Source organism: Paraburkholderia unamae, assembly GCF_003096875.1.
Lineage (GTDB): Bacteria > Pseudomonadota > Gammaproteobacteria > Burkholderiales > Burkholderiaceae > Paraburkholderia > Paraburkholderia unamae.
In genome coordinates this window covers 175,966-198,001 of record NZ_QEOB01000004.1, presented here as the reverse complement: position 1 = coordinate 198,001, position 22,036 = coordinate 175,966, and the positions used below count along the sequence as shown (strand labels likewise).

21 protein-coding genes are annotated in these 22,036 nt (G+C 65.9%); 8 read left to right on the top strand and 13 right to left on the bottom strand.

Annotated elements, in window-relative coordinates:
* Positions 1-173 precede the first annotated feature (173 nt).
* Entirely contained in the window at positions 174-1,682 is a 1,509-nt protein-coding gene (locus C7402_RS10320; protein WP_116610571.1) for an acetyl-CoA hydrolase/transferase family protein, read from the bottom strand.
* A gap of 117 nt (positions 1,683-1,799) precedes the next feature.
* Between C7402_RS10320 and C7402_RS46890 the strand changes: the two genes are divergently transcribed.
* The 3 genes from C7402_RS46890 to C7402_RS10310 are packed head-to-tail and all read left to right on the top strand — an operon-like array spanning position 1,800 to position 2,858.
* On the top strand, positions 1,800-1,961 hold the full coding sequence (locus C7402_RS46890) for a hypothetical protein (RefSeq protein ID WP_165841858.1): 162 nt from the start codon (positions 1,800-1,802) through the stop codon (positions 1,959-1,961).
* 34 nt (positions 1,962-1,995) lie between these two features.
* Positions 1,996-2,292: a YciI family protein gene (locus C7402_RS10315; protein WP_112170551.1), complete on the top strand. Its 297-nt coding sequence runs from the start codon at positions 1,996-1,998 to the stop codon at positions 2,290-2,292.
* Complete coding sequence (locus C7402_RS10310; protein WP_112170552.1) at positions 2,289-2,858, top strand: AAA family ATPase; 570 nt, start codon at positions 2,289-2,291, stop codon at positions 2,856-2,858. The genes C7402_RS10315 and C7402_RS10310 overlap by 4 nt, the downstream gene beginning before the upstream one ends.
* Before the next feature lie 55 nt (positions 2,859-2,913).
* Here C7402_RS10310 and thrS read toward each other — a convergent pair whose 3' ends face one another.
* The 5 genes from thrS to C7402_RS10285 form a co-directional block, all read right to left on the bottom strand.
* Positions 2,914-4,164, bottom strand: a complete 1,251-nt coding sequence (thrS, locus tag C7402_RS10305; RefSeq protein WP_112170553.1) for a threonine--tRNA ligase — start codon at positions 4,162-4,164, stop codon at positions 2,914-2,916.
* A 298-nt stretch (positions 4,165-4,462) separates the two neighbouring features.
* A complete protein-coding gene (locus tag C7402_RS10300; RefSeq protein WP_112170554.1) occupies positions 4,463-5,416 on the bottom strand; it encodes an MBL fold metallo-hydrolase in 954 nt (317 codons plus the stop codon).
* Positions 5,413-5,622 (bottom strand): DUF2783 domain-containing protein, encoded by a 210-nt coding sequence (locus C7402_RS10295; RefSeq protein ID WP_112170555.1) that lies wholly within the window; start codon positions 5,620-5,622, stop codon positions 5,413-5,415. Before C7402_RS10295 ends, C7402_RS10300 begins: the two co-directional genes overlap by 4 nt.
* Positions 5,619-7,274, bottom strand: coding sequence for an FAD-dependent oxidoreductase (locus C7402_RS10290; protein ID WP_116610570.1), 1,656 nt, complete (start codon positions 7,272-7,274; stop codon positions 5,619-5,621). Before C7402_RS10290 ends, C7402_RS10295 begins: the two co-directional genes overlap by 4 nt.
* A gap of 105 nt (positions 7,275-7,379) precedes the next feature.
* The gene (locus C7402_RS10285; protein ID WP_116610569.1) at positions 7,380-8,183 is read right to left on the bottom strand and encodes a helix-turn-helix transcriptional regulator; all 804 of its coding nucleotides are present in this window, start codon (positions 8,181-8,183) and stop codon (positions 7,380-7,382) included.
* Between the two features lie 202 nt (positions 8,184-8,385).
* Between C7402_RS10285 and C7402_RS10280 the strand changes: the two genes are divergently transcribed.
* The 4 genes from C7402_RS10280 to C7402_RS10265 all read left to right on the top strand — a co-directional run bounded on the left by C7402_RS10280 (position 8,386) and on the right by C7402_RS10265 (position 12,638).
* Entirely contained in the window at positions 8,386-8,922 is a 537-nt protein-coding gene (locus C7402_RS10280) for a VOC family protein (protein ID WP_116610568.1), read from the top strand.
* Positions 8,919-10,058, top strand: coding sequence for an alpha/beta hydrolase family protein (locus tag C7402_RS10275; protein WP_116610567.1), 1,140 nt, complete (start codon positions 8,919-8,921; stop codon positions 10,056-10,058). Before C7402_RS10280 ends, C7402_RS10275 begins: the two co-directional genes overlap by 4 nt.
* Positions 10,059-10,156: 98 nt before the next feature.
* Positions 10,157-11,473, top strand: a complete 1,317-nt coding sequence (locus tag C7402_RS10270; RefSeq protein ID WP_116610566.1) for an MFS transporter — start codon at positions 10,157-10,159, stop codon at positions 11,471-11,473.
* 49 nt (positions 11,474-11,522) lie between these two features.
* Entirely contained in the window at positions 11,523-12,638 is a 1,116-nt protein-coding gene (locus C7402_RS10265; RefSeq protein WP_244314809.1) for a porin, read from the top strand.
* 83 nt (positions 12,639-12,721) lie between these two features.
* Here C7402_RS10265 and C7402_RS10260 read toward each other — a convergent pair whose 3' ends face one another.
* From C7402_RS10260 to C7402_RS10230, 7 genes are all read right to left on the bottom strand, one after another.
* Positions 12,722-13,525: an FRG domain-containing protein gene (locus C7402_RS10260; RefSeq protein ID WP_116610565.1), complete on the bottom strand. Its 804-nt coding sequence runs from the start codon at positions 13,523-13,525 to the stop codon at positions 12,722-12,724.
* Between the two features lie 114 nt (positions 13,526-13,639).
* A complete protein-coding gene (locus tag C7402_RS10255) occupies positions 13,640-14,149 on the bottom strand; it encodes a pyridoxamine 5'-phosphate oxidase family protein (RefSeq protein ID WP_116610564.1) in 510 nt (169 codons plus the stop codon).
* 83 nt (positions 14,150-14,232) lie between these two features.
* Positions 14,233-15,084 (bottom strand): carbohydrate ABC transporter permease, encoded by an 852-nt coding sequence (locus C7402_RS10250; protein ID WP_116610563.1) that lies wholly within the window; start codon positions 15,082-15,084, stop codon positions 14,233-14,235.
* Between the two features lie 21 nt (positions 15,085-15,105).
* Entirely contained in the window at positions 15,106-16,095 is a 990-nt protein-coding gene (locus tag C7402_RS10245) for a carbohydrate ABC transporter permease (RefSeq protein ID WP_116610562.1), read from the bottom strand.
* Between the two features lie 101 nt (positions 16,096-16,196).
* Positions 16,197-17,459, bottom strand: a complete 1,263-nt coding sequence (locus tag C7402_RS10240) for an ABC transporter substrate-binding protein (protein WP_116610561.1) — start codon at positions 17,457-17,459, stop codon at positions 16,197-16,199.
* Positions 17,460-17,520: 61 nt separating this feature from the next.
* Complete coding sequence (locus C7402_RS10235; RefSeq protein WP_116610560.1) at positions 17,521-19,530, bottom strand: beta-galactosidase; 2,010 nt, start codon at positions 19,528-19,530, stop codon at positions 17,521-17,523.
* Between the two features lie 34 nt (positions 19,531-19,564).
* A complete protein-coding gene (locus C7402_RS10230) occupies positions 19,565-20,728 on the bottom strand; it encodes an ABC transporter ATP-binding protein (RefSeq protein WP_116610559.1) in 1,164 nt (387 codons plus the stop codon).
* Between the two features lie 191 nt (positions 20,729-20,919).
* On the opposite strand from C7402_RS10230, the gene C7402_RS10225 reads away from it, so the two are divergent.
* Positions 20,920-21,954, top strand: coding sequence for a LacI family DNA-binding transcriptional regulator (locus C7402_RS10225; protein WP_112170566.1), 1,035 nt, complete (start codon positions 20,920-20,922; stop codon positions 21,952-21,954).
* Positions 21,955-22,036 lie beyond the last annotated feature (82 nt).

Genomic DNA, 22,036 nt, shown 5'->3' with positions numbered 1-22,036 from the left:
GCGGCCAGTCACCAAAACGCTCGTCGAGCGCCCTGGCTGTATTCGCGCAATGAACCGGAGGAGGCAACGTCGCGACGAGGGTATCGCCGCAACGGCTATCGGGATGGCAAGATACCGCCGCACTCAGCGCACGAAGGCGAACGCATGAGCGCGCACACGGGCGGCGTGATGCCTCAACGCATGCCGCCGTTCTCCACGAAGCGCCGGTGCCACGACAACGCCTCGTCGAGAAGGTGCGGTGTGTGTTTGCCCGCGCTCTCGCGGCAGGCGCGCTCGAAATAGTCTTCGAGAAGCGGACGATAATCGGGATGCGCACACTGCGCGATGATGGCCCGCGCGCGCTGCTTGGGCGAGAGACCGCGCAAATCCGCGAGCCCTTGTTCAGTCACGACCACGGTCACGTCGTGCTCGGTGTGGTCAACGTGGCTTGCCATGGGCACGATGCACGAAATCGCGCCGTTCTTCGCAATGCTCGGCGTCACGAAGCACGACAAAAACCCGTTGCGCGCAAAATCGCCCGACCCGCCGATGCCATTGATGATCGACGTTCCCGCGACATGCGTGGAATTGACGTTGCCATAAATGTCCGCCTCCACCATGCCGTTAATGGCGATACAGCCCAGACGCCTCACCAGTTCGGCGTGGTTCGAGATTTCCTGCGGACGCAGCACGATACGGCTACGGTAGTGGTCGATGTTGCGCTGGAATTCGTCGACGCCCTCGGGGCTCAGCGAGAGGGCCGTGGCCGAAGCCACACGCAGCGTGTCTGTGCGGATCAGGTCGAGCATGCCGTCCTGGATCACTTCGGTGAAGGCGCTGAGACCCTCGAAGCCTCCGTCGCGCAGGCCGCCGAGCACCGCGTTGGCGATATTGCCCACCCCCGATTGCAGCGGCAGCAACTCCGGACGCAGCCGCCCGCGTGCGATCTCGTGCCGGAAGAACTCGACCAGATGTCCGGCAATGCGCGCGCTGATCTCGTCGGGCGCCGCGAAACGGCCGAGGCGGTCGGGCGCGTGGGTTTCGACGACGGCGACGACCTTCGCGGGATCGATCCGCAGATACGGCTCGCCAATCCGGTCGCCGGGCGAGACCAACGGTATCGGTTTGCGCTCGGGCGGCAGCGCCGTGCCATAGTAGATGTCGTGCATGCCGTCGAGACCCGCGGGCTGATTCGAATTCACCTCCAGGATCACCTGACTCGCCAGATCAATCCACGTCTTGTTGTTACCCACCGAAGTCGATGGAATCAGGCGACCGTCGGGGAGGATGCCCGCGACCTCGATCACCGCCATGTCGATCTTGCCGAGAAAGCCGAACCAGGCATACTGGGCCACCTGGCCGAGGTGAATATCCATGTACTCAATCTCGCCCCGATTGATGCGCGCGCGCAGTTCCGGATCGCTCTGGTAAGGCAGGCGAAAATCGATTCCGCCGACTTTGGCGAGCGCCCCGTCGAGCTCCGGCGCCGTGGATGCCCCCGTGAGCACGCGAATGGCGAACCGTTCGCCCCGGCCATGCGCGTTCTCGATCAGGTGCGCGAGTTCGAGAGGAACAGCTTTCGGATAGCCTGCGCCTGTGAAGCCGCTCATGCCCACCGTCATGCCCGGCTGAATCAGCCGCGCAGCCGCACTGGCCGGCATCACTTTCGAAGCGAACAACGCGTTCTGGATCCTCGATTCCATTTGAGTTCCTCGATATCCTGGGTTAGGGGCAGAACGACAGTCGTGTCACGACGCGTCGCAACGACAGCCGTTTTCATACGTCCGTTCCTCGACCACGGATGTGCATGCCGCGTGCGCATGGGTGAAACGATCGCGTGCAGCGTCAGTGTGGCATCAATCGATATCAATGTGAAATGCGGCGAACGGCACGACGCGCTCACCTTCACCTGCCGCCGCTTTCCGAGGCCGAGCGACGCGGCGCGGCGCAGCCTGACCCACAAGCGCGCGCCGTGCGGCTAACATACACGTCTGTCGCCAACCACCTCGCACGACCATGTATATCGTTTCGCTGATCTATACCGCTTCGCTCGAACGCATCGACGACGCCCTGCCCGCGCACCGCGAATACCTCGACGCGCAATTCGAAGCCGGTAATTTCATTGCGGCGGGACCGAAAATGCCGCGCGACGGCGGCGTGATCATCGCCTCGCATATGCCGCGCGCGCGGCTCGACGCGCTCCTCGCCGCCGATCCTTTCGCGCAGCAGGAGCTGGCCGCCTACGACGTCACGGAATTCAAGGCCACGCGGCTCGCACCCGACCTGAATCTGCCGCGGCCCGAAACGCCGTGAGCGCAGTCCCCGGTGACGCGCCCGGCCGCTTCGTCGTGCTCACCGGCTGCTCAGGGGGCGGCAAGTCCACGGTCCTCGCCGAGCTGGCGCGACGTGGTCACGCCGTCGTGGCGGAGCCGGGGCGGCGTGTCGTGCAAGCGCAAATGCTCGCGTACGGGCGCGCGCTGCCGTGGCTCGACCTGGCGGCGTTCCTCCATCACGTGATCGACGTCGCGCGCGACGATCTCGCCTCGGCGCCTGCCTCGGGCTGGGTATTCTTCGATCGCGGTCTGATCGACGCCGCGGTTGCACTCGCACATCTGCAAGGCACACCGCTGCAAGAGACGCTGGAGCACGCGCCGCGCTTTTATCGCCGCGTATTTGTCGCGCCGCCCTGGCCGGAGATCTACGTTCAGGACGACGCGCGCCGCCACGATCTCGCCAGCGCGAACGCCGAATACGAGCGCCTGCGCGCCGCGTACCCGGCGTTGGGTTACACGCTCACGCCATTGCCGAAAACCGGCGTTGCCGAGCGCTCGGACTTCATACTCGCCACGCTGCGCGCCGACAACGCCGGAATGCATTGAGTCGCCGCCAGGCGCGATCTCACGCCACAGACGGCCAACAGGCAGCAACGTGCAATCACCGCTCCGGCAAGCTGGCTTCGCGCAACAGCATCGCGATCGCCTCATCAAGCGGCAACGTGGCCTGATCGCCATTGCGCCTGCGGAGACTGACCGTGCCATCGCGTTCGTCGCGTGCGCCGACCGCGATCAGCAGGGGTATCTGCAATTCCCGCGCATCGACGATCTTCCGCTCCAGTCGCTCGGCCCGGCAATCGGCAACCACGCGCAATCCCGCGTCATCGAGCCTCTGCACCACGCGCATGGCATAAGGCGCATAGGCATCGCTGATACTCGCCACCACGATCTGTTCCGGCGCGAGCCATAAAGGCAACCCGCCTTCGTAGTGCTCAAGCAGTATCGCAATGAAACGCTCCATGCTGCCGAGCACCGCGTGATGCACCATCACGGGCGTCTCGCGCGCGCTCGATTCGTTGACGAAACTCGCGCCCAATCGCTGAGGCAGCACGAAATCGAGCTGAATCGTTCCGCATTGCCACTGCCGGCCTCGGCTATCCGCCAGTTTGAATTCGAGCTTCGGTCCGTAAAACGCGCCCTCGCCCCCGGAAATATCGAATTCAAGACCCGCCGCCCGTGCCGCCGCCGCGAGCGAGGCTTCCGCCCGATCCCACACGGCCTCTTCGCCCGCCCGTTGCGCGGGCCGCGTGGCCAGCGCGACCGCGATCGACGAAAATCCGAGGTCCGCATAGACGGCACGCAGCAATGCGCAAAAGCGCGCCACTTCATTTTCGATCTGCGATTCCGTACAGAACACGTGCGCGTCGTCTTGCACGAACGCACGCGTGCGCTTGAGCCCTTCCAGCGAACCCGATGGCTCGTCGCGGTGACACGCGCCGAATTCGCTGTAACGAACGGGCAACTCGCGCCAGGAACGAATCCCCTGATTGAAGACCTGCACGTGACACGGGCAACTCATCGGCTTCAGGCAAAGGGCCTGCGCGTCTTCATGATCGCTCTCGGCCAGGCGCTCATTCATCGACCGCTCATTCATCGACCGCTCAGGCAGCGCATACATCTGCGCGCCGAATTTGTCCCAATGTCCACTGCGCTCCCACAGCGAACGCGCGAGCAGTTGCGGCGTGCGGATCTCGCGAAAGCCCGCGCGACGCATGTGCTTGCGCACATACTCTTCCAGCACACGGTACAGCGCCCAGCCGCGCGGATGCCAGAACACCATGCCGGGACCTTCCTGTTGCTGGTGGAACAGATCCAGCCTGCTTCCCAGAATGCGATGATCGATGTCGTTCACGATAACTCCATGTCAGTGTGTTTCGACAACACACGGAGCGCCGTAAACGCCAAGGGCCCCGTCCGTTGCCGGCGGTGCCCTTGGTGGTAGCAACCACGGTATTACCGCGCGCACCCTCCAGACGACCCGCCGTTACCGGTGGTCGTGGTGGTGGTGAGGCTCGCGAGGAATAGCGGATGATGTTGCATGGCTCCACGATAAATCACTTCAGCAGGCCGCGTCAATTGCCGTGATGTTGACGGGCACGGCAGCGACGGTGGCATTCATGCCCGGCCATCACGAACGTATGACTTCCCGCTTACTCGTGCAGCAGCTTCCACAACTCGACGTCGCGTTCGGCAGTCCAGATGCGCGGATGCTCGGTGCCATTGAGTTCTTCGAAGGCGCGGCAAACGTCGAACGGCAATACGTGCTGAAACACCGGCCAGTCGCCGAACACGGGCTTCATCGTTTCGAGCGTCTGGAAATAGCACTCCTTGAGCGAGGCGCCGCGCGCGATCGCGGCGCCCACGCAGTCGAGCACCGTGTCGACGAAACGCTGGGTGCCGTCGATCGCCTGTTCGACCTGCGCGCGGCCATTGAGCGCCGCACCGCGGCCCGGAAGCAGCACATCGGCGTCGAGCGCGCGCAACTTCGCGAGCGTCTTCGACCATGCACGAAGATAGCCGTCGCCCGCATAGACGCCGCAACGATTCTCGACGAGATCGCCCGAAAACAGCACGCGCTCCGCCGGCAGCCAGCAAACCGAATCGCCGAACGAGTGGCCCGCGCCGAAGTGGCGCAACTGGATCTCGCGGCCGCCGAACCACAACGTCAGCGTGTCCTCGAACACCATGTGCGGGTAGGTAAGGCCCGGAATCTCGTCGATGCCTTGAAAGAGCCGCGGAAAGCGCCCGGCCTCGGAGGCGAAATCGGCCTCGCCCCGCGTGCGGATCCAGTCGAGCGTCCCCGCGCTGCTGATGACGGTCGCGCCGTCGAACACGCTCGCGCCCAGCACGCGCACGGCGTGATAGTGCGTGAGAAACACATATTTCACGGGCTTGTCGGTGACGCTCGCAATCGCGTCGCGCAACTCGCGCGCGAGCGTGGGCGTCGCGCGCGTGTCGATGACGAGCACGCCGTCGTCGCCCACAATGAAGCCGCAATTTGGATCGAAGTCCGAAACGAATCCGTAGACACGATCGGCCAGTTCGACGAGGCGTGCCTGTTGCGCGCGCGTGTCGGCGGCCGAGGCGAAGGAAACGGTGGTCATGTCAGTTCTCCCGGGAGGCAAGGCGAAACGAGGCGTGCGGCGTCGAGCAATCCGGCAAGACGCGCGCCATCGTCGATTTCATTCATGAGCAAGAGCACGAGGCGCGCGTTGAGCAAGGCGCTCGCCTCGGCGTCGAGGTCCTGATGCAGATCGAGCAGCGCTTCATAGCGATCGTCGGTCGTGGCGAGAAGTCGGGCGGCACTCATGCGAGCCTCTCCGGTTCGAGTGTGGGTTGTCCCAGCGCGCACGCGACGGCGGCGCGCACTTGCGTGACGTCGGCGCATGCGACGATCGCGGCAAGGTGCGAGTCGGGCCGGATGAGCGCCGCGCCTGCATGCGGCACGCAAAGATGCGTGCGCGCCGGTTCGTCGGCCGCGATATCGCCACCGAGCACGTACACGTCGACCGGCAGCGCGACAAGTGCCGCACGCAACGCTTCGAGGTCCGGGCAAGCGTCATCGACGAACAGCATCAACCGGCCATGCGAGCGCGCCGCGAGTGTCATCAGCGAGCACGTTTCACCGCGCACGTTCAACTCGACGTTGGGCACGCTCGCGCCAACGCCCTCGCCCGGCGCGCCGAACGCCGACATGCCTCGATAATCGTGCGGCGTGCACAGGCGCCCCGTATTGAGCAGGCCGCGGGCGAACACGTGCTCGCCCGCCAGCGAGAGCACAGCGCGACGGAACACATGCTCGGCTTCGTTGGCCGGGCGCATGAAGCGGCCCGAGCGCTGCGTGACGCGGATATTCGTTTGCGCGGCCGCGCGGCGCTCTTCGTCATAAGTCGCAAGCAGCGCTTCGCCTGCCTCGCCGCGCAATATGAGTGCAAGCTTCCACACGAGATTGTCGGCGTCCTGAATGCCGCTGTTGCCGCCGCGCGCGCCGAACGGGCTTTTCACGTGGGCGGCGTCGCCCAGGAAGAGAATGCGCCGGTGCCGGAACGAGTCGAGCAGTTGCGTACGGTAGAAGTACGGCCCGACCCACACGAGTTCGAATGGCACGTCGCCAAGCATTTTGCGCACGCGCGCTTCGGCCACTTCGGTACGGCTCACTTCGGCGGGGTCGCAGTGCTCGTCCATCTGGAAGTCGAGACGCCACACGTCGTCGGCCATCAGGTGTTGCCAGACGCCCCGCCCTTCGTTGAATGGCGCGTCGACCCAGGTCCAGCGTTCGTGCGGCAGCGGCGCACTCACGCGCACGTCGGTGATGCACCAGCGGTCGGGCGTGCGCTCGCCGCTCACCTGGAGGCCGAGCGTCTCGCGCACGAAGCTGCCGGCGCCTTCGGCGTCGAGCACCCAGTCGGCTTCGAGCCGATAGTCACCCTCGGGCGTCGTGACGTCGAGCACCGTGTGATCGTCGTGGGCGGCCACGCCCGTCACGCGCGACGACCAGCGGATCTCGCCGGTATTCAGTTCTTCGAAGCGATCCGCGAGAAACCATTCGATGTAGAACTGCTGGAGGTTCACGAACGGCGGCTGCAACGAGGTGTGCGTGCGCGCGAGATCGTATTCGTAGAGCACCTTCTCGCCGGAGAGCACTTTCGTGACCGACCACGTGACGCCCTTGGCGAGCACGCGCTGCGCAATGCCTAGCCGCGCGAAAATTTCGAGGCTACGTTGTGCGTAGCAGATGCCGCGGCTCGACGCGCCGCGCACGCCGACCGTGTTGTCCTCGTCTAGCACCACGACGTCGATGCCGTGCTGCGCGAGATCGACCGCCGCCGTGAGGCCGGCGAGGCCCGCGCCGATCACGACAACGCGATAGCGCCGGTGCCGGCCGTCGAGTTCCGGCGGGCGTTTAAAGGGAAAAACGGGCAGCGCGTAGCCCCCGCTCTTGTCCGTGCTGGCTCGGACCATGCTGTCTCCTTGCTGGACGTTGTGTTACGCCGTGCAAGGATACGAAGCGAAGCGGTGGGCCGTCTGTCCCGATGTGTGATGACGTCGTGCGTCAGGCGTAACGCGTCAGGCGTCGAGCGGCGCGACGCGCGTGCCGCTCAGCAACGCGACAAGCTCGCTCTGGCGGCGAATGCCGAGCTTCTGATAGGCGCGCTGCTTGAGCGTATTGACGGTCGTGACGGCGATGTCGAGCGCACGCGCGATCTCCTTCGCACTGAAGCCGCGCACGCACAGCTGGGCCACGTCGCGCTCGCGTTCGCTCAGGCGCGCCCAGTCCGTGGGCGCGGTAGTGCACATAGCCCCGCGCGCTTCTGCGCGCGGCGCGCGCAAACGGCTGTGCTTGCGCACGGCGGCGAGCAGCGGCTGCGCAAGCGCCTGCGCGGCTTCGAGCGCGCGCTCGTCCAGCGCGCCGCTCGTGGCGCAGCGATAGAAGTTGGTCGCGACGATCGCGCCGTCGTCCAGACGCGCCGCGAACGACACGCGCTGCGCGATGCCGAGCCGGTCGTAGCAGAGCTTGCGGTGATCGGAAGACGAGACCTCGTCGCGCGTTTGCAGCGTGAGCACGCCGCCGCTGACCGAGAGCGACGGATCGGCGAACGCGCGATCGTGAGCGTAGAAACCCGCGCTCACATAAGCGTCGCCCGCGAGGCGCGCACCGTCGCCTTCCAGGCTCGCGGCTTCGAGCGCGCAGGTGTCGCCGGCCGGCGAGCGCAGCAGGATCGAGCAATGGCTCGCGGCCAGATGCGCGCCGATGATGCCCAGCACGGTGTGGGCAAAGCGCGCTTCGCCGAGGTGATCGATCAGGGCCGCGGCATCCGCGGCAGCGATCTGCGGCGCGCTCTGGACCGCTTGCAGTGGATAGCTTCGCACCGGTGTCTCCCTACCTTTCTTTCATCAGTCTTTCGCTTGGCGTCCAGCATTAGAGCGCGCGCGACGCGCGCGTACCTATCCGTGTTAACCCGCTTTCGCGGCGCCGTCATCAGCAATCAGGACAGACGTTGCGCGGTGCGCTTTGCCATCATCCGGCCGTATCCAGAAACCGTACCCGCACAGCCGGGCCCCCGGAGGCAACATGAAACCACCCGAGCCGATTCGCGGCCTGCATCACTTCGCGTGGCGCTGCCGCGACGCCGAAGCCACGCGCCACTTCTATGAGGACATCCTCGGCTTGCCGCTCGTGCATCTGATCAAGCTCGACCACGTGCCTTCCACGGGCGAATACTGCCCCTACGTGCACATCTTCTTCCAGATGACCGACGGCTCGTCGCTCGCGTTCTTCGACCTCGGCGACGACACGGCCGCGCTGCCCTCGCCCAATACGCCCGCATGGGTCAATCACATCGCGCTGCGCGTGGACTCGGTGGCGGCGCTCGAAGCCATGCGCGCGCGCCTCGAAGCGCACGGCGTCGAGGTGCTCGGCATCACCGATCACCACATCATTCGCTCGATCTACTTCTTCGATCCCAATGGCTTCCGGCTGGAGCTGACCACGCCAACCGCGAGCGACGCCGACATGGCCGCGCACGCGCAAGAGGCTCACGCGCTGCTCGCCGGCTGGAACGCGGAGAAGGCCGCGCGCCGCGCCGATCACGCGGAGGGCCGCGCATGAGCACGCTGCCGGTCACGTTCGTCGATATCGAGGTGCCACCTGGCGTGGCGATGGAAAGCCAGTCCGGCCTGCAAAACCTGCGGCCGCGCATTTACGGCGCACTGGTCGAGCCCGCAGGCGGGGTGCGCGACGTGGCTGCCATCGTGATGCATCCGACCTCGAATTACATGGGCCACTATCTGCTGCAACCGCTCGCGGCGCGCGGCATTGCATGCATGGGCCTCAATTCGCGCTACGCCGGCAACGACACGATGTTGCTGATGGAGCAGGTGTTGCTCGACCTCGCGGCGGGCGTGCGCCATCTGCGCGCGCGCGGCTATCGCAAGGTCGTGCTGATCGGCAATTCGGGCGGCGCGGCGCTGTCGAGCTTCTATCAGGGCCAGGCCGAGCACTTCAGCGCGACGCATTATGCCGATGATCTGCCCACCGCGCTGTGCGCGGCCGACCTGCCGCCCGTCGACGGCATCGTGCTGTCGGCCGCGCATGCGGGCCGCGCGCGCTTGATCGCCGAATGGCTCGACCCCTCCGTGATCGACGAGTCCGATGCGCTCGCGACCGACCCCGCATGGGATCTCTACGACGGTACGCGCCGCGCGCCGTTCGAGCCCGCGTTCGTGGACGCGTTTCGCGCGGCCCAACTGGCCCGGCGCGATCGCATCGAAGCGTGGGTGCTCGCGCGCCTGCGCCAGTTGCGCGCGAATCCGCAGGGTCCGCAGGACCAGACCTTTCTCGTCTATCGCACGCATAGCGATCCTCGCTTTCTCGACCTCGCGCTCGACACCAACGACCGCAAGGCCGGCTCGATCTGGGGCGACCCGCGCGCCGTGAACTACGGCGCCAACGCCATGGGCCGGCTCAACACGCTGCGTTCGTGGCTCTCGCAGTGGTCGTCGCGCTCGCAGGCCGACGGTCCCGCGAGCCTCGCTCGCACCTCGGTGCCCGTACTGCTCATGACGCACACCGCCGACGGCTCGACCTTCCCGAGCACCGCGCGCGCGTGGCGCGACGCGGCCGGCGCGCGCCTCACCGAAATCGCGGTGCCGGGCGGCAATCACTATCTCGCGGGCCAGCCCGATCTGGTCACGCTTTCCGCCGACGCGATGGCCGACTGGATCGGCCGCCACATCACCCGCTAGCGCGTCGACGACGCGCCACGTCCGGGGCCGCACGCGAGCCGCGCGAAGAACGCAGGCGTGCGGCCCCTTTTTGTTCACCGGCATTCCTGAGGCGACCCATGTCACACGTCAGCGCCGTTCGACCCGCAGCGGCCGCCACGCCCGCCGCGATCTACCGCAAGATTTCCTGGCGCATCGTGCCGCTGCTGTTCATTTCGTACGTGGTCGCATTTCTCGACCGCATCAACATCGGCTTCGCGCAGTTGCAGATGAAGCAGGACCTCGGTTTCACCGATGCGATTTACGGCCTCGGTGCAGGCATTTTCTTCATCGGCTACGTGATCTTCGAAGTGCCGAGCAATCTGCTGCTCGCGCGCATCGGAGCACGGCGCACGTTCTCGCGCATCATGCTGTGCTGGGGCGTCGTGTCGGCCGGCATGATGTTCGTGAGCGCGCCGTGGCAGTTCTATCTCATGCGCTTCCTGCTCGGCGCCTTCGAGGCGGGCTTCTTTCCGGGCATCGTGCTGTATCTGACACTCTGGTATCCCGCCGAACGGCGCGCGACCGTCGTGTCGTGGTTCTTCGCGGGCGTTGCGTTCGCGGGACTCATCGGCGGCCTGCTGTCCGGCTGGATCATGAAGGACATGGCCGGCGTGGCGGGTCTCGCGGGCTGGCAATGGATGTTCTTCATCGAAGGCACGCCCGCCGCCCTGCTCGGGCTCGTCTGCTACTTCGCGCTCGTCGACTCGCCCGACGAAGTCGACTGGCTCAGCGACGACGAAAAACGCTTCGTCACCGAAACGCTCGCCGCCGAGCGCGCCGCGCTGCCCGCCGCCGCACCGCATTCGTTTGGCGCGGCGTTGCGCAAGCCGCTCGTCTACGTGTTCTCGTTCGTGTACTTCGCGCTCGCGGCCGGCTCCTTCGCCATCAGCTTCTGGGTGCCGACGCTCATCAAGGAACTGGGCGTCACCGACGTCCTGAGCGTCGGCCTCTATAGCGCGATTCCCTATGGCATCGGCGCCATCGGCATCATCACGATCGCGCGGCGCTCGGACCGCCTCATGGAGCGGCGCTGGCACTTTGCCTTCTGCGCGTTCGGCGCAGGGCTCGCGCTCGCCGCCCTCACGCTGCACTTCTCGAACATCGCCCTGATGATCGCGATTCTTTCGATCGCCGTGGTGTGCGTCTATGCGGCCATGCCCGTGTTCTGGGCGATTCCGCCCGCCCACCTCTCGGGGGCCGCGGCGGCGGGCGGCATCGCGTTCATCAGCAGCGTCGGGCAGATCGGCGGCTTCGCGAGCCCCTACGCGATCGGCCTCATCAAGACGCACTTCGGCAATCTCGATCACGGCTGGCACCTGATGAGCCTGCTGCTGTGCCTCGGTGGCGTCGCAATGACGCTTGCGCTGTCGCCGGGGAACGGCAAACGCGCCTGACGTTTCCCCCTCTCACTCAAAACAAGACTTCGACCGGAGACCCTCGATCATGGCTTCGCTTCTGCGCAAAACCCTCCTCGCTTCACTGGCCCCACTCGCCGCGCTGCCTGCGCTCGCTCACGCGGCCGATGGCGTCACGCTATATGGCATCATCGACAGCGGCCTCACCTATGTGAGCAACGAAGCCGGCCATTCCGCCTGGCTCACGCAAGGCGGCGTGAACCAGAACAACCGCTGGGGCTTGCGTGGCCAGGAGTCGCTCGGTGGCGGCTGGCAGACGTTGTTCGTGCTCGAAAGCGGCTTCGATTCGTTCAACGGCAGCCTCGGTCAGGGAGGACGCCTGTTCGGGCGCCAGGCGTGGGTCGGGCTCGACTCGCCGTACGGCACGTTGATGTTCGGGCGCCAGTACGATCCGATCGTCGACTACGTCACGCCGCTTTCGGGCGTTGTCGCATTCGGCTCCTATGGCGCGCATTTCGGCGATCTCGACAATCTGCTCGACACGTACCGCGTGGATCGCTCGGTCAAGTTCCGCAGCGCGAAGTATGCGGGCTTTTCGTTCGAGGGCTTGTTCAGCTTCGGCGGCACGCCTGGCGACTTTGCACAGAACCGCGTCTGGAGTGTCGGCGCGGGTTATGCGCTTGGCGGGCTGACGCTCGGCGCGGGCTATATCCACATTGACGACCCGCTCACCGCCGTGTACGACGGACGCGGCACGATCGACAGCGCGATTATCGGCAGCGTGCCGCTACAGTCCGCGCAAAAGCTCGAAACGGTGGCGGCCGGGGCCTCGTACGCGCTCGGGTCCGCCACCATCGGCGCCGTCTACACGCGCGTGAAGTTCACGCAGAGCGCGGCCGTTTCAGGCAATTCGCTCTGGCAAAACGCCGAAATCAATGCGCGCTATCTGCTCACGCCGGCTTTGCAGCTTTCCGCGCTCTATACATACACGCGCGGCAAGATCGACAGCACGGGCGCCGTGCCCAAATACCATCAGGCCGATCTCGGGGGCGACTATTGGCTTTCGAAACGCACGGACGTTTATCTGTTCGCCGTTTATCAGAAAGCGGCGGGAGACGCGGAGCGCGCGCAGATCGTTTCGCTTTCTGCTTCGGGGGGCGCAACCCAGGTCGCGGTGCACGCAGGGCTGCGGCATCGCTTCTGATACGCGAGGTGCCAGGCGCCAGGCGGCGGGTCCGCCGCCGGATTTCGGAAGCTGACCCCGCCTGGCATCGAACGTACGGCGCCTCAATTCGTCGAGCCGCTGCCTGGTGCGATCATGCCCGACCACACGATCTCCAGCTCCACGGCAATGGAGCGCGCGAGTCCGTCAAGCCCTGGAAACAGCGACGCATTCGTGACGTTCATGCGGTAGAGCCACTTCATCGCGTCCATGCGAATGCGCGCGGGCAGCACGATTTTATGCAGCAGTTCCTCGTTGCTCTCGTAACCGTCGAGAATCGCCTGCAACGGCTTGTCGATCACGCCCGGCACGACGAAGGTGCCCGATTGCGCAACGAGCCGGTCATCCATTTCCGTGGGCTCGCCCGACCAGAGAATTTCGTTCGTGTTGCTAAAGAAATAGCGTTCGAAGTTGTCCTGCACGCGCGGGTCGATCACGTCGCGCGTGAGCGAAGGGTTCGCGCGCGGCAATGCGCGGCTGTTCCAGAGCGCGGGCGTGTTGAGCGCGTAGACGGCCGCGTCGCCGGTCGCGCGTTCGAGCGCGAAAAAGGCCGCGACGAACGGGCTCTTGGTGAAGTCGAGCAGCCGCGTGGGCGCGCCGTGGTGCTGCATGAGCGCGAGACACCGCAGGTCGTCCCGGAGCATCTCCGGGTGCGCGAGAAAGTTGTGCGCCTTGCGGCGGAACACGCGGATCGCGCGCTCCTCGCGCTGGCGCCATTGCAGCCGGTCGCCCACGTAGTCGCGCATGTAGCGCGTGAGCGAGCTCTCCAGCCGCCACTGCGCGTTTTGCTGGCCGCGAAAGGCCCAGCCGTCCAGTTGCGTGGTCAGCGCCATGAACTGCTGCCAGTCCGAGAGTTCGGTGGTCTGCATCGTGATTCCGTTGGCTTGCGTGCCGGGTTTGCGCTTGCATGTTGCGCTTGTGTGCGTTGCAGTACACGCTAGCACATCCACGATGACAACCGCGCGAAGCGGGCGCCGCTTCGCTCAGGCAAGCGCGCGCAGCATCGCGATCTGCTCGCGCCAGCGCGCGATCACGCGCTCGGGCTCGTAGAGCCGGAACGTCACGCCGCTCAGCACCTCGGCATATTTTGCGCGATGCTCGGTCACGGCTTCGATCGCCACGCGAAACACGCTCAGTTCGAGCGCCGTCTGCTTTTGCGCCAGAGCGTGCGCCCGCGCGCGGATTTCCAGCAGCGCGCCGTCGTGCACGAGCGAGAGCGTGAGGCGGCCGTCGCGCGAGAGATTGCGTGTGGTGCTCGACTGCGGCCAGACCGCGATCAGCAGCGTGCTCGCATTCACGGCCAGGATCTCGCCCGCGCTCAGTTGCGCCGCGTGCGGCCAGCCGTCCTCGCTCACGGTGGAGAGGCGGATCGCGTCCGAAAGACGCGCTTCGAGGTGCTCGCCGTCGAAATCGCGCACGATTGCGGCGGGCAACCGATCTGGCGACTGCGTGGTCGAAGCCGCCGGCGCGGCGGCGGGTTCATCGTGTTGCATGAGGCGTTCCTTGCTTGCGTCACAGGCCTTGAATTGGACCGTAGCGCCGCGCCGAAGTCAAACCGCCACGCTCGTGCCCAGGCTCAGCCTTTGGTCGCGCCGAACGTGAGCCCGGCCACGAAGTGCTTCTGCATGGCGAAGAACATCATCACCGAAGGCAAGGCGGCAAGCACCGAGCCCGCCGAAACGAGATTCCACGCCGTCGTCCACTGCCCCTTGAGCGCCGCGACTCCCACGGTGATCGGCGCGGCCTCGTCGCCCTGGGTCAGGCACAGCGCCCAGAAATAGTCGTTCCAGACGAACGTGAACACGAGAATGGCCAGCGCGGCCAGCGCCGGGCGAATGAGCGGCAGCACGATGCGCACGAACACGGTCCACTCGTTCGCGCCCTCGATACGCGCCGCCTCGACCAGTTCGAACGGCAATTGCTTGATGAAATTGCGCAGGAATAGCGCGCAAAAGCCGGTCTGAAACGACAGATGAAAGAGAATCAGACCGCCCACGGTGTTGTAGAGGCCGAGCTTGAGCGTCAGATCGCGCACGGGAATCATGAGCACCTGGATCGGCACGAAGTTGCCCGCAACGAAGGTCGCGAACAACGCCGGGTTGCCCGGAAAGCGGTAGATCGCCAGCGCATAGCCCGCCAGCGCCGCCAGCGCGATGGCCCCCGCCACGGCTGGAATCGTGATCTGCACGCTGTTCCAGAAGTAGTGCAGCATGGGCGAGGTCGTGAGCGCGTCGCGATAGTTCTCGACCATCGCGAAGTGCCTCGGCCAGCCCCAGTAGTTGCCTTCGCTCAGTTCGTCGGTGGAGCGCACCGAGGTGATGAGCACGGCGATGAGCGGCAACAGCCAGATCACGAGCGCCAGCGGCAGCGAGAGCTTGTACAGGCGGCGCGACGCGGGCTTCCATTTGTCGAGCGGAATCGGGAACATGGTCGGCTCCTCGCGGCGCGGTCAGTGTTCGCTGCGCAGCAGGCGGCGCAGGTGATAGACGATATAGAGCAGCATGATCGCGAACAGCACGACGGCAATCGAGGCCGAATAGCCGAGCCGGTAATATTTGATCGCCTGGTCGTACATGTAGTAAGCGAGCACGGTCGAGCTTTCGAACGGTCCGCCGCCCGTCATCACGGAGATGAGGTCGAAGCTGCGCAGCGCGCCAATCACCGTGACCACCACGGCCATGAAGGTGACAGGCCGAAGTTGCGGCAGGATCACGTGCCAGAGCATGGTCCAGCCCTTCGCTCCTTCCATGCGCGCGGCTTCGATCTGCTCGCTGTTGAGCGTGGTGAGGCCCGTGAGGTAAAGGATCATGCAGTACGCGGTTTGCGGCCACAGCGCCGCGAAAATGATGCCGGGCGTGGCGTAGTGCGGGTCGCCGAGCACGGGGATGCCGTGCCCCACGATCATCGCGAGCAACCCGAACGTGGGGTCGTAGAACCAAGAGTAGATGAGGCCCACCACCACGCCCGAAAGCACGAACGGCGCGAAGAACAGCGACTTGACGATGCGAATGCCGCTCACGGCCTGGTTCAGGTACAGCGCGATCGCAAGCCCCATGGGCGGCGCGAGCAGGAACAGCACGAGCCAGATCACGTTGTTCTTCAGCGCCGTGTAAAACGTGGGCGACTGAAACAGTTCGGTGTAGTTCGCGAGGCCCACGAAGCTCGCGTCGCTCATGCCGTCCCAGTTGTAGAACGAGAGGCGCAGCGTGGAGAGAATCGGCCAGATCACGTAGACCGCGAACATGATGCACGCGGGTGCGAGAAAAAGGCATGCGGCGCGGCGCTGGCGGCGCGCGGTGGGCGACACGCGGCGGCGCGGTCTAATGCCACGGCCGCTCGCTTGCGGCATGCCGCCCGCGCCTGCGGCATCACCACCGGCATCACCTTCGTCGCCCGGCGACGCGGCGCCGTCCACGCGGTGCGCAACGGAGTGGGTCACTGCCTGTCTCACGGCGAAACCTCCGGTCCCATGCAAAGTGGCTGGACTGCACGGCGGGCGGCGGCGCATACGCCGCACCGCCCGCCGCTGCTTCGAACTGCTTACTTCTTGTAGATGCGCTGGCGCGACTGCTCCAGCTGCGCCAGGATCGCGTCGATCTTCGTCGGGTCGGACATGAACTGCTGCATGCCCTTCATGCCTTCATCGGCCATCTCCTTGGTCATGTCGCGATCGTAGAACTGCGCAATGCCGCCCTTGGTGTTCGAGAGGATCTGGAAGCCGATCTTCGAAATTGGGTCCTCGGGTTCCGGCGACTTGCTGTTGGCCGACAGCGAGCCCAGCCCCTTGGCAAGCTGCGCGCCGATGTCGGGGGTCTCAGCGAACGCGAGGAACGCGCGCGCGTCGGCCTTGTTCTTCGCCTTCGCCGGAATATGCAGCGATTCGACCGGCCCGTCTTCAGCGGTCGGCACGTTCGAGTCGATGATCGGGAACTGGAAATAGCCCATCTGCTGCTTGACCGTCGGGTTGAAACCGCCCGTGATGAACGTGCCCATCAGCATCATCGCGGCCTTGCCCTGGAACAGGAACGGCTGCGCCGCGTCGAGATCGTAGGAAAGCGAATTGGGAATGAAGTCGCCGTCGTCGAGCAACTGCTTCCACGTGACGTAGACCTTCTTCACGCGCGGGTCGGTGTACGGCACTTCGCCCGCCATCAGTTTCTGGTGGAACGCGTTGCCGTTCAGGCGCAGGTCGAGATAGTCGAACCAGCCCGCGAGCGTCCACGCGTCGCGCCCGCCCACGGCGATCGGCGTAATGCCCGCGGCCTTGAGCTTCTTGCAGGCGTCGAGGAATTCATTCCAGGTTTTCGGCTCGCTCTTGATGCCCGCCTTGTCGAACAGGTCCTTCCGATAGAACATGCCCCACGAGTAATACACCGTGGGCGCCGCGTACTGCTTGCCCTGGAACGAGGAAGCCTCCTTCGTCGAGGCATACGTGTTGTCCCAGCCGTTCTTCTTCCAGTCGCCCGACAGGTCCTCGAACAGGCCGCGCTTCGCGTAATACGCCATGCGCTCGCCGTCGTGCCAGTTCACGATGTCGGGCGGCGCGGTCGTGAGCCAGTTCGGCAGTTGCACCTTGTAGGCTTCTTCATCGACGAACGACACCTTCACGTCGGTGCCGGGGTGCGTCTTCTTGAACTCGTCGACGACTTGCTCCCACACGGCGCGCTGGCTCGCGCCCTTGAACGCGATATTCATTTCGAGCGTGCCGGCCTGCGCCGCGCCGGCGAATGCGCCTGCCAACGCGCCCGCCGCCAGCGTGACGGCAACGAACAGGGTGCGTGGTCTGAAGGTCTTGCCGATCATGCGTGTCTCCTTGGTTTTACGTCGTTGTCGATGCTGCATCGGAAGGCATTGCGCAATGCGCTTATGTCGAGCGGTAAGCCGCCACGCCCTGCGCTTCTATCGTACGCGAGCCGATCACGAATGCCTCGTCGGGAATATCCGCAGAAAGCGTGTGCGCGCCCGGCCCGTAGTTGAACACCCACGTGAAGCCGCCGCGGCGGCTCACGCGCACGGCGTCGCCAAGCGGCTGCGGCGCGAGGCCCGCTTCACGCGCGACGCGCGCGAAAAGCGCCTGCGTGGTTTCGTCGTCGAAAAGGCTCGCCAGGTAGTGGACCGCGCCGCACTGCACCCATGCTGGGTGGCCGTCCTCGAAGCTGGCGCGCACTTCCGGCGCGGCCGATTCGTTTTCGCCCGCGCTCGCACCAAGCTCGATCAGGTCGCGCCAGTGGCGCGCGTGGCCCGCGCGCGCGCCATCGGCCGCGAACTTCACCGGCTCGCTGATGTCGGGTCGCAGCGACTCCACGCGCCACACGCGCAGCGGCAGCAGCGCCGCGAGCGGCCCCGGCGGCAGATTGGCGGGAATCTGGAGATCGACGGTCTTGGAACCCGTGCGCGGCCCGATCACGACCTGCGCGCCCGAATTCGCGAGACGCTGCGCGAAGTCGTCGGGCACGATGGGCAGCGGCGGCACCACCACGAGCCGGTAGCCGTCGAGCGGCGCATGCGCCGAAACGATATCCACGTCGAAGCCGAGCGCGCGCAGCGCCGAGTAGTACTCCACAGCAAAGCGCGGATAGTGGAAATCGGCGCCTTGTGGATGAATCTCGAAGAGCCACTTCGCCTCGTAGTCGAACACGAGCGCAACGGGTGTCTTCACGTCGAAGTCGGGGTCGCCCTTTTGGGCTGCGGCCGCCGCGAGCACGGCCTCGATTTCGCTCGCCACGCGCGCCGCCTCGGCACTGCCGATGTCGGGCCGGTTATCGGGCGTGTTCAGCCCCGCATGCATCTGCTCCTGCGCGAACGGCGCCTGCCGCCAGCGGAAATACGACACGCAGCCCGCGCCGTGCGCGAACGCCTCCCAACTCCAGAGGCGCACCATGCCGGGCAGCGGCGCGGGGTTCCAGTGCGCCCAGTTCACGGGGCCGGGCTGCTGCTCCATGACCCAGAACGGCAGCTTCGACATGCCGCGATACACGTCGTGATTGAACGAAGCGAAGTCCGGGTGCCCCGTGCGCAGATAGCGCGCCTTGACCTCGGGCGCATACCACTGCTGGTCGAGCGCGCCGAGCGGATAGCTGTCCCAGCTGGCCACGTCGAGATCGGCGGCGACCTTGTAGTGGTCGAACTCCAGGAATAGCTGCATGAAGTTGTGCGCGATGGGGCGGCCCGGCGAATGCGCGCGCAGAATGTCCACCTGCATGCGGTTGTAGCGCTGCACTTCGTCGGAGGCGAAGCGCCGGTAGTCGAGCCGGTGCGAGGGATGCGCCTCGGTCACGGTGCCGACGGGCGCATCGATCTCGTCGAAGCCACGATACTCCATGCTCCAGAACACGGTGCCCCACGCGGTGTTGAGCGCGTCGATGCTGCCGTAGCGCGCCTTGAGCCATTCGCGAAAGCGTTGCACGGCCGCGGGCGAGTAGCTGACCACGGTTTGATGGCAGCCGTATTCGTTGTCCGTTTGCCAGTACGCAACGGCGGGATGCCGGCCGTAACGCGCGGCGACCGCTTCGCAAATGCGCCGCGACGCCTCGAAGTACGCGGGCGACGAAAAATCGTAGTGGCGCCGCGAGCCGAACGCGCGCACGCGGCCATCGGCATCCACGGGCAGGATGTCCGGGTGCCGGTCGATCAGCCACTTGGGCGGCGTGGCCGTGGGCGTGCACATCACCACTTGCAGGCCGGCCGCACCAAGCGTGTCGATGGCGCGATCGAGCCAGGCCCAGTCGTATTCGCCGGGCGAGGGCTCGATGCGGCTCCACGCAAATTCGCCGATACGCACCTGCGCGATGCCAAGCGCCTTCATGCGCGCGGCGTCGTCTTTCCACATGGCCTCCGGCCAGTGCTCGGGGTAATAGCAGACTCCAAGACGCATCCCAATGTCCTCGCTTGCTGTTCTCATGGTGTGCTTACGCGGGTTGATCGACGGTGGCGAACGGCGCGACGGCGAAGCCGTCCTCCGCGAACAGATGGCACGCCCCCGCGTTCGCGCGAAAGCGCGCGGTGCCGCCGCGTTGCAGGCGCGCGTCGCCCGGAGCCTTGGCGATGAGCACCGCGCCGCCCGGCTGCTCCAGGTGCACATAGCTGTGCTCGCCCAGTTCCTCGATGAGCGTGATGGCGCGCGTGATCGTCAAGGTGTCCCTGGCATCTCGCGACGCCGCACCCTCTTCCACTGGTTCGAGATGCTCGGGCCGCACGCCGAACGTGACCGGCGCGCCCACGGCAAGCCGCGAGCCCTGCACCGCCAGGCGCACCGTTTCGCCGCTTGCGTCGAGCGTGACGCTCACGCCGTTCGGGTCGATGGCCGCCACGCGCGCCGGCAGAAAATTCATGCGCGGCGAGCCGATGAAGCCCGCCACGAAACGGCTCGACGGCCGGTGATACAGGTCGAGCGGCGCGCCCACCTGGGCGATGCTGCCATATCGTTCGGTATCCTTACCGCTATGCAACAGCACGATCTTGTCGGCGAGCGTCATCGCTTCGATCTGGTCGTGCGTCACGTACACCACGCTCGCCTGCTCGAACTGGCGATGCAGGCGTGCGATCTCGATGCGCGTCTGGCCGCGCAGGGTGGCGTCGAGATTGGAAAGCGGCTCGTCGAACAGAAACACGCCCGGTTCGCGCACGATCGCGCGTCCGATCGCCACGCGCTGGCGCTGGCCGCCCGAAAGCGCCTTGGGATGGCGTTCGAGCAACGCTTCGAGCTGGAGAATGCGCGCCGCTTCACGCACCTTGCGGTCGATCTCGGCCTTGGGCGTTTTCGCGAGCTTCAGGCCAAACGCCATGTTCTCGTACACGGTCATGTGCGGAAAGAGCGCGTAGCTCTGAAACACCATGGCCACGCCGCGCTGCGCGGCGGGCACGTCGTTCACGAGCTTGCCGCCGATCGAGATATCGCCGTCGGTCACGTCCTCCAGGCCCGCGATCATGCGCAACAAGGTGGACTTGCCGCAGCCCGAAGGGCCGAGAAACACACAGAACTCGTTCTTGCCGATTTCCAGATCGACGTTGCGAATCACCGGCGCATTCTCGCCGTATGCCTTCTGAACGCCGCGTAACGAAATGCTCGCCATCGTCCCGCCTCCATGTTCTAATCAGCGCGGAGCGGAGATTAAGCGCTTAATCCGCGGGCCGTAAAAAGCGATCGCGTGTTGCGATCCAGGCTGCGGTGTCTCCGGTACTCGTTCTGATAGTGGGGCCAATGGTGCAGCGCCCGCGCACGATCAGGCAAATGTTGAATCACCTTCCCATATTTTGAGATCGCATGCCGACCCTGAGCGAAGTCGCGCGCCGCGCCGGCGTCACACCGGCCACCGTCTCGAACGTCCTGCGCAATCGCGGGCGGGTGGGCGAGGCCACGCGGTTGCGCGTGCTCGAAGCGATCGAGGCGCTGGGGTATCGGCCGCATTTGTCGGCGCGCGCGCTTGCCGAAGGACGGCCGCCCACCATCGCGCTCATGGTGTCGAGCATTGCGAACCCGTTCTACCCCGAGTTCGCGCTCGCCGTGGAAAACGCGCTGCGCCGCAGCGGGCGCTTCCTCATCATCTGCAATACCGCAGGCGATCCGCAAACGGGGCGCGCCTACCTGGAGCAGATCGCCGGCACGCTCTCGGCGGGCGTGCTCGTGATGAACGCCAATCTCGACTTTGCCGACCTGCGCGCCACCGAGCGGCGCGGCGCGCCCGTGGTGCTGTGCATGTGGGAGCGCCCGCTCGATCCGCCCGGCCTGCCCTGCGTGGCCGTGGATTTCCGGCTCGCGGGGGAGCTCGCCGCGCAGCATCTGCTCGCACTCGGGCACCGACGCATTGGCGCGATCGTCGGCAGCAAGGTGTCGGGCATCCACGCGGCGCGCTATGACGGCTTCGTCGCCGCCATGCAGGCGGCCGGGCTGGACGGCGCGCTCGCGCCCGTGCGCTACGCGCCGGATACGACACAAGGCGGCTACGCCGCGGCCAGCGAGTTGCTTGCGCGGCACCCCGATCTCACCGCCCTCTTCGCGACCAACGACCTGCCCGCGCTCGGCGCGATGCAGGCAGCCGCCGATCTCGGGCTCGACGTGCCGCGCGAGCTATCCGTGGTCGGGATCACCGACATCCAGCTGGCGCGCGAATCGCGGCCCGCGCTCACGACCGTTGCGGTCGCAACGGTCGAGGCGGCGGAACTGGCTGTGGCGTTGCTGACGGAGCTGGTCGAGACGCCCGCAGCGCCGACGACGCCGGCACAGTCGGCTGCGCGCGTGTGCGTGGTTTCCGCGCCGCGGCTGGTCGTGCGGGCATCGACGGCGCCACCCCGGAAGTAAGCAAAACGCAAGCATTCAGGCCGCAAACCCCCACCCGCCGCAAAGAACCCCTGCGCAAACGTTAAGGTTCCGCTCAAAACGT

Coding starts and splice junctions, on each gene's coding strand:
- C7402_RS10320 (WP_116610571.1), bottom strand. CDS start 1,682: ATGGAATCGAGGATCCAGAACGCGTTGTTCGCTTCGAAAGTGATGCCG.
- C7402_RS46890 (WP_165841858.1), top strand. CDS start 1,800: ATGGGTGAAACGATCGCGTGCAGCGTCAGTGTGGCATCAATCGATATC.
- C7402_RS10315 (WP_112170551.1), top strand. CDS start 1,996: ATGTATATCGTTTCGCTGATCTATACCGCTTCGCTCGAACGCATCGAC.
- C7402_RS10300 (WP_112170554.1), bottom strand. CDS start 5,416: ATGACCACCGTTTCCTTCGCCTCGGCCGCCGACACGCGCGCGCAACAG.
- C7402_RS10295 (WP_112170555.1), bottom strand. CDS start 5,622: ATGAGTGCCGCCCGACTTCTCGCCACGACCGACGATCGCTATGAAGCG.
- C7402_RS10290 (WP_116610570.1), bottom strand. CDS start 7,274: ATGGTCCGAGCCAGCACGGACAAGAGCGGGGGCTACGCGCTGCCCGTT.
- C7402_RS10280 (WP_116610568.1), top strand. CDS start 8,386: ATGAAACCACCCGAGCCGATTCGCGGCCTGCATCACTTCGCGTGGCGC.
- C7402_RS10275 (WP_116610567.1), top strand. CDS start 8,919: ATGAGCACGCTGCCGGTCACGTTCGTCGATATCGAGGTGCCACCTGGC.
- C7402_RS10270 (WP_116610566.1), top strand. CDS start 10,157: ATGTCACACGTCAGCGCCGTTCGACCCGCAGCGGCCGCCACGCCCGCC.
- C7402_RS10265 (WP_244314809.1), top strand. CDS start 11,523: ATGGCTTCGCTTCTGCGCAAAACCCTCCTCGCTTCACTGGCCCCACTC.
- C7402_RS10260 (WP_116610565.1), bottom strand. CDS start 13,525: ATGCAGACCACCGAACTCTCGGACTGGCAGCAGTTCATGGCGCTGACC.
- C7402_RS10255 (WP_116610564.1), bottom strand. CDS start 14,149: ATGCAACACGATGAACCCGCCGCCGCGCCGGCGGCTTCGACCACGCAG.
- C7402_RS10250 (WP_116610563.1), bottom strand. CDS start 15,084: ATGTTCCCGATTCCGCTCGACAAATGGAAGCCCGCGTCGCGCCGCCTG.
- C7402_RS10240 (WP_116610561.1), bottom strand. CDS start 17,459: ATGATCGGCAAGACCTTCAGACCACGCACCCTGTTCGTTGCCGTCACG.
- C7402_RS10235 (WP_116610560.1), bottom strand. CDS start 19,530: ATGCGTCTTGGAGTCTGCTATTACCCCGAGCACTGGCCGGAGGCCATG.
- C7402_RS10230 (WP_116610559.1), bottom strand. CDS start 20,728: ATGGCGAGCATTTCGTTACGCGGCGTTCAGAAGGCATACGGCGAGAAT.
- C7402_RS10225 (WP_112170566.1), top strand. CDS start 20,920: ATGCCGACCCTGAGCGAAGTCGCGCGCCGCGCCGGCGTCACACCGGCC.